Origin of the sequence: Pseudomonas neuropathica (assembly GCF_015461835.1) — a bacterium.
Taxonomy (GTDB): domain Bacteria; phylum Pseudomonadota; class Gammaproteobacteria; order Pseudomonadales; family Pseudomonadaceae; genus Aquipseudomonas; species Aquipseudomonas neuropathica.
Map to the genome: position 1 here is coordinate 132,808 of NZ_JACOPX010000019.1, position 6,547 is coordinate 139,354.

7 protein-coding genes are annotated in these 6,547 nt (G+C 60.0%); 5 read left to right on the plus strand and 2 right to left on the minus strand.

Annotation, left to right across the window (positions count from 1 at the left end):
• Window positions 1–212 precede the first annotated feature (212 nt).
• Window positions 213–542: a thioredoxin TrxA gene (trxA, locus tag H8F23_RS25070; RefSeq protein ID WP_003206727.1), complete on the minus strand. Its 330-nt coding sequence runs from the start codon at window positions 540–542 to the stop codon at window positions 213–215.
• Between the two features lie 120 nt (window positions 543–662).
• Window positions 663–1,370 (minus strand): FadR/GntR family transcriptional regulator, encoded by a 708-nt coding sequence (locus H8F23_RS25075; RefSeq protein ID WP_194936166.1) that lies wholly within the window; start codon window positions 1,368–1,370, stop codon window positions 663–665.
• A 256-nt stretch (window positions 1,371–1,626) separates the two neighbouring features.
• Here H8F23_RS25075 and H8F23_RS25080 point away from each other — a divergent pair, with 256 nt between their 5' ends.
• The 5 genes from H8F23_RS25080 (at window position 1,627) to ppx (ending at window position 6,189) form a co-directional block, all read left to right on the plus strand.
• Window positions 1,627–2,412, plus strand: a complete 786-nt coding sequence (locus H8F23_RS25080) for a transporter substrate-binding domain-containing protein (protein WP_007911166.1) — start codon at window positions 1,627–1,629, stop codon at window positions 2,410–2,412.
• 21 nt (window positions 2,413–2,433) lie between these two features.
• The gene (locus H8F23_RS25085; RefSeq protein WP_194936167.1) at window positions 2,434–3,108 is read left to right on the plus strand and encodes an amino acid ABC transporter permease; all 675 of its coding nucleotides are present in this window, start codon (window positions 2,434–2,436) and stop codon (window positions 3,106–3,108) included.
• Window positions 3,105–3,755, plus strand: coding sequence for an amino acid ABC transporter permease (locus H8F23_RS25090; RefSeq protein WP_194936168.1), 651 nt, complete (start codon window positions 3,105–3,107; stop codon window positions 3,753–3,755). The genes H8F23_RS25085 and H8F23_RS25090 overlap by 4 nt, the downstream gene beginning before the upstream one ends.
• Window positions 3,742–4,479, plus strand: a complete 738-nt coding sequence (locus H8F23_RS25095) for an amino acid ABC transporter ATP-binding protein (RefSeq protein WP_095049375.1) — start codon at window positions 3,742–3,744, stop codon at window positions 4,477–4,479. The genes H8F23_RS25090 and H8F23_RS25095 overlap by 14 nt, the downstream gene beginning before the upstream one ends.
• A 207-nt stretch (window positions 4,480–4,686) precedes the next feature.
• A complete protein-coding gene (gene ppx / locus H8F23_RS25100; RefSeq protein WP_194936169.1) occupies window positions 4,687–6,189 on the plus strand; it encodes an exopolyphosphatase in 1,503 nt (500 codons plus the stop codon).
• The last annotated feature ends 358 nt before the right edge of the window (window positions 6,190–6,547 follow it).

Here is a 6,547-nt window from a genome sequence, read left to right on the forward strand (position 1 = left end):
AAGCTTTTGGCTTAATGAGGCCGCGCCGCGGAGAAGGCGACAGGATCGCGAACTAATTCGAAAAGGAGTGCGTCGGCGACGGCTAGCAGGGGGCAATGGAGAAACCAGTGCGGGGCCGAATGTACCACCTGAGTTTCGGAGCGTCTAGCCCTGAATACGCAAAAAGCCCCGCTATTTTGCGGGGCTTTTTTTCAGGCACTTTACAGCGACGCTTAGATGTTGGCGTCGAGGAAAGCAGCCAGTTGCGACTTCGACAGGGCGCCGACTTTGGTCGCTTCAACGTTGCCGTTCTTGAACAGCATCAGCGTCGGGATACCACGCACGCCGTGCTTGGCCGGGGTTTCCTGGTTTTCGTCGATGTTCAGTTTGGCAACGGTCAGCTTGCCTTTGTAAGTCTCGGCAATCTCGTCCAGAACCGGAGCGATCATTTTGCAAGGACCGCACCATTCAGCCCAGTAATCGACCAGGACAGCGCCTTCGGCCTTGAGTACGTCGGCTTCGAAGCTAGCGTCGCTAACGTGTTTGATAAGATCGCTGCTCATGGAATTCTCCAGGTTGTAAGCAAAAAAACGTGGCCCATCATAGCCGCCCTTCCCCTGTTCAGGAAGCCGCAGTTGATTGAGTCTTGCTATGGCACTCGATGAGTTTGGGTATAGCTCAAGTCACGTCGTGGCGGGGGCAATGAAAGCAATTCCGGTACGCAGGGCCGCGTTGCGCACGTGTTCCTGCATGGCTTTTTGCGCCGCAACCGATGCCCGGCGCGCGAGGGCCCGGAGGATCTTGCGGTGTTCCTGCCAGGTTTCCATCGCGCGTTCGGCGCGGATGAACGGTAGTTTCTGGCTCTCCAGGAACATCTCGGCGCTGGCGGTAAGGATACTCAGAATTGCCTGATTGCCGCTGGCCAACAGGATTCGGCGGTGGAATTCGAAGTCGAGTTTTGCTGCTGCCTCAAAGTCACCAGCCTTCAATTGGTCACGCATGGCCGCAACGTTGTCTTCGAGCGCATCCAGATCGAACGTGCTTAACGTGACCGCTGCCAGCCCTGCGGCGAAGCCTTCCAGCGCATAGCGCAATTGAAAGATGTCCAGCGGTGACGCTTGCGCTGCAAACGACCACCCCGGCGGGTTATCGCCGCGCGACAATTCCATCGGCGACTGCACGAACACGCCTTTGCCCGGCTGAATACTGACCACACCCAACGCACTCAGCGAGGACAACGCCTCACGCAACGACGCCCGGCTGACGCCCAGTTGCAGCGCCAGGTCCCGTTGCGACGGCAACGCATCGCCCGCACCGAAACCCTGCTCAGTGATCAGTTTGCGGATCGCTTGCAGCGCCACTTCGGGTACCGCACGGGAAATCGAGTTCATGGTTTTTCAGACGCGCCAGGCCAATGTGCGGCTAGTTGTAAAGCTATTCGCCGAGTCCGGCAAGTCGTGCCCCAGCAGGGTTCGGCAAACCACACCGGTGCGCCATGGCAGTGCGAAAAACGACCTGACTGTTCAGACCAGTAAGACCGAGCAAAGTCGCTGAAACTGCGGTCTGCGGGGGCGAAAACCACGTATTGGCACGGCCCATGCTCTGTCCGATCGCAGAAATCACTTCTCGCCGATCCGGAGATTGTCCATGACCAAGCGTTACAGCGCCCTCCTCGCCGCCCTGTTTTCCTCTCTGTTGCTCAGCCAGGCTCCCGCGCACGCCGACGGTCTGGACGACGTGGTCAAACGCGGCACGCTGAAAGTCGCCGTGCCCCAGGACTTCCCGCCATTCGGCTCGGTCGGCCCGGACATGAAGCCTCGCGGCCTGGACATCGACACAGCGAAACTGCTGGCCGACCAGTTGAAAGTCAAACTCGAACTGACCCCGGTCAACAGCACCAACCGCATCCCGTTCCTGACCACCGGCAAAGTCGATCTGGTGATTTCCAGCCTCGGTAAAAACCCCGAGCGCGAAAAAGTCATCGACTTCTCCCGCGCCTACGCCCCCTTCTACCTCGCCGTGTTCGGCCCGCCAGACGCGGCGATCGCCAGCCTCGACGATCTCAAGGGCAAGACCATCAGCGTCACCCGTGGCGCCATCGAAGACATCGAACTGACCAAGGTCGCTCCCGAAGGCGTGACCATCAAGCGCTTCGAGGACAACAACTCGACCATCGCCGCCTACCTCGCCGGCCAGGTTGACCTGATCGCCAGTGGCAACGTGGTGATGGTCGCGATCAGCGAAAAGAACCCGAAACGCGTGCCGGCGCTGAAAGTGAAACTGAAGGATTCGCCGGTCTACGTTGGCGTGAACAAGAACGAAGCGGCGCTGCTGGCCAAGGTCAACGACATCCTGACCACCGCCAAGGCTGACGGCGCACTGGAAAAGAACTCGCAGACCTGGCTGAAAGAGCCGCTGCCGGCCGATCTCTGATCGACTGCGCGGGAGACCTTCATGGCTTATCAGTTCGATTTCATGCCGGTGGTGGAAAACACCGACCTGTTGCTGCGCGGGGCGCTGTTCACCCTTGAGCTGACGGCCATCGGTGCGTTGCTCGGGGTCGGCGTCGGGATAGTCGGGGCACTGGTGCGGGCGTGGAACATTCGCCCGTTCTCGGCAATCTTCGGTGTCTACGTCGAGTTGATCCGCAACACGCCGTTCCTGGTGCAGTTGTTCTTTATCTTCTTCGGCCTGCCGTCGCTGGGTGTGCAGATTTCCGAGTGGCAAGCGGCGGTGCTGGCGATGGTGATCAACCTCGGTGCTTATTCGACGGAGATTATTCGCGCCGGCATTCAGGCAATCCCGCGCGGGCAGCTGGAAGCCGCAGCGGCATTGGCGATGACGCGCTTCGAGGCGTTCCGCCACGTGGTGCTGCTGCCGGCATTGGGCAAGGTCTGGCCGGCGCTGAGCAGCCAGATCATCATCGTCATGCTCGGTTCGGCGGTGTGTTCGCAGATCGCTACCGAAGAGCTGAGCTTTGCCGCCAACTTCATTCAGTCGCGCAACTTCCGCGCCTTTGAAACCTATGCGCTGACCACGCTGATCTACCTGTGCATGGCGCTGCTGATTCGCCAGTTGCTGAACTGGATTGGCCGACGCTATATCAGTCGAAGCGGGAGCCGCGTATGAGCGATTTCACCTTTTGGGACATCCTGCGCAACCTGCTCACCGGCCTGCAATGGACACTGGCGCTGTCGCTGGTGGCGTTCATTGGTGGCGGGATCGTCGGGCTGCTGATCCTGGTCATGCGCATCTCGAAAAACTCTGTGCCGAGCAGCATCGCCCGCACCTGGATCGAGCTGTTTCAGGGCACGCCGCTGTTGATGCAGTTGTTTCTGGTGTTCTTCGGCGTGGCGCTGGCGGGGATCGAAATCTCGCCGTGGATGGCCGCAGCGATTGCCCTGACCTTGTTTACCAGCGCTTATCTGGCGGAGATCTGGCGCGGCTGCGTCGAGTCGATCTCCAATGGCCAGTGGGAAGCCTCGGCAAGTCTGGCGCTGAATCCGCTGGAGCAACTGCGCTACGTGATCCTGCCGCAAGCGCTGCGCATTGCCGTGGCGCCGACCGTGGGTTTCTCGGTGCAAGTGGTCAAGGGCACCGCCGTGACCTCGATCATTGGCTTCACCGAGCTGACCAAGACCGGCGGCATGCTCGCCAACGCCACATTCGAACCGTTCATGGTCTACGGCCTCGTCGCCCTCGGCTACTTCCTGCTCTGCTACCCCTTGTCCCTCAGTGCGCGCTACCTGGAAAGGAGACTGCATGCCTCTGCTTAGAATTTCCGCCCTGCATAAATACTACGGCGATCACCATGTGCTTAAAGGCATCGACCTCAGCGTCGAGGAAGGCCAGGTGGTGGCGATCATCGGCCGCAGCGGCTCGGGCAAATCCACCCTGCTGCGCACCCTCAATGGGTTGGAATCGATCAATGACGGCGTGATCGAAGTCGACGGCGAATACCTCGACGCCGCCCGCGCCGATCTGCGCAGCCTGCGGCAGAAAGTCGGCATGGTCTTTCAGCAGTTCAATCTGTTCCCGCACCTGACCGTGGGCGAAAACGTCATGCTCGCGCCGCAGGTGGTGCAGAAAGTGCCGAAAGCCAAAGCGGCGGAACTGGCGCGGGAAATGCTGGAACGCGTGGGCCTTGGGGAAAAATTCGATGCCTTCCCGGATCGGTTGTCTGGGGGCCAGCAACAGCGGGTAGCGATTGCCCGGGCGCTGGCGATGTCGCCGAAAGTGTTGTTGTGCGATGAAATCACCTCGGCGCTCGACCCGGAACTGGTCAACGAAGTACTGAGCGTGGTGCGGCAACTGGCCAAGGAAGGCATGACGCTGATCATGGTCACCCACGAAATGCGCTTCGCCCGCGAGGTCGGGGATAAATTGGTGTTCATGCACCATGGCAAGGTGCATGAGGTAGGGGATCCGAAGGTGTTGTTTGCCCATCCGCAGACGGCGGAGCTGGCGAACTTTATTGGCACGGTGGAAGCGACAGCCTGAAGATCTTCTGAGGCAGTGACGCCCTCTTCGCGAGCAAGCTCGCTCCCACATTGGAATGCGGTCACCTGTGGGAGCAAGCTTGCTCGCGAATGGCCGCGCCGCGATCTCCAGACTTTCTGCGCTGAATCAACGGTTTGAACCGTGCGCGTTGGCGCCAGCGTTTGATCGTGGCACGATGACGGGGTTATCGACCGAGACCCCCTGACCATGCCGCAATCCCAAGCCAAGAATCTGTCCCTGATCGCCGCAATCGACCTGGGCTCCAACAGCTTTCACATGGTCGTGGCCAAGGCCCAGAATGGCGAAATCCGCATTCTCGAGCGGCTCGGCGAGAAGGTTCAACTGGCTGCCGGCATCGACGATGAGCGCAAGCTCAACGAAGAATCGATGCAACGCGGCCTCGATTGCCTCAAGCGTTTCGCCCAACTGATCAACGGTATGCCGCTGGGCGCCGTGCGCATCGTCGGCACCAACGCCTTGCGTGAAGCGCGCAACCGCCTCGAATTCATCCACCGCGCCGAAGAAATCCTCGGTCATCCGGTGGAAGTCATTTCCGGCCGTGAAGAAGCGCGCCTGATTTATCTGGGCGTATCGCACACCCTCGCCGACACCCCGGGCAAACGTCTGGTCGCCGACATCGGCGGCGGCAGTACCGAATTCATCATTGGCCAGCGCTTTGAGCCATTGTTGCGTGAAAGCCTGCAAATGGGCTGCGTCAGCTTTACCCAGCGCTACTTCAAGGACGGCAAGATCACCCCGGCCCGCTACGCCCAGGCGTACACGGCGGCGCGGCTGGAGATCATGAGCATCGAACACGCCCTGCATCGCCTGACCTGGGATGAAGCCATCGGCTCCTCGGGCACCATCCGTGCGATCGGCCTGGCGCTGAAGGCCGGCGGTCACGGCACCGGCGAAGTGAATGCCGAAGGCCTGGCGTGGCTCAAGCGCCGCCTGTTCAAACTCGGTGACGTCGACAAAATCGACTTTGAAGGCATCAAGCCTGATCGCCGGACAATCTTCCCAGCGGGTCTGGCGATTCTCGAAGCGATTTTCGACGCCCTCGAACTGCAACGCATGGACCACTGCGACGGCGCCCTGCGTGAAGGCGTGCTCTACGACCTGCTCGGCCGTCATCATCATGAAGACGTGCGCGAGCGCACCCTGACCTCGCTGATGGAGCGTTACCACGTCGACCTGGAACAGGCGGCGCGGGTTGAGCGCAAAGCCTTGCACGCGTTTGACCAAGTGGCGGTGGACTGGGAGCTGGATGACGGCATCTGGCGCGAACTCCTCGGCTGGGCAGCGAAAGTGCACGAAGTCGGTCTCGACATCGCTCACTATCACTATCACAAACACGGTGCTTACCTGATCGAACACTCGGACCTCGCCGGGTTCTCCCGCGAAGACCAACAGATGCTCGCGCTATTGGTGCGTGGTCACCGCCGCAACATTCCCAAGGACAAGTTTGCTGATTTCGGTGACGACGGCGACAAGCTGATTCGCCTGTGTGTGCTGCTGCGTTTTGCGATCCTGTTCCACCACATTCGCGGCACTCAGGCGATGCCGCAGGTGGTGTTGCACGCGAAGGGCAACACCCTGGATGTGGAGTTTCCGCAGAATTGGCTGGATGAGAATCAGCTGACTCAGGCGGATTTCGGGCTTGAGGCGGATTGGCTGACGCGGGTGGGGATTGTGCTTACCGTTCACTGAGTTAAATCTCAGGTGCAAAAAAGGCGATCTTTCTGGATCGCCTTTTTTATACGGTTCGACTTGAGAGCGGAGGTGAACCTTCCCCTCATCGGAACGCCGCCCGCCCAGCCCTCTCCCGAGGGAGAGGGAGCCGATTTGTGGACTTTTCAAAACCCGAGTTCGACTCGATTTCTCAGGTCGGCGTATAGCGTGAGACACCTCGATCAGTCCCCTCTCCCTTCGGGAGAGGGCTAGGGTGGGTAAAGACCGGGTACATCCTTTACGTTTGAGACCGGGGACATGGTTTACAGGTATCAATCATGGTCAGGAGGTGCTGACCATGCCCTGGAAACAAGAGTCCCCAATGGATCAACGAGTG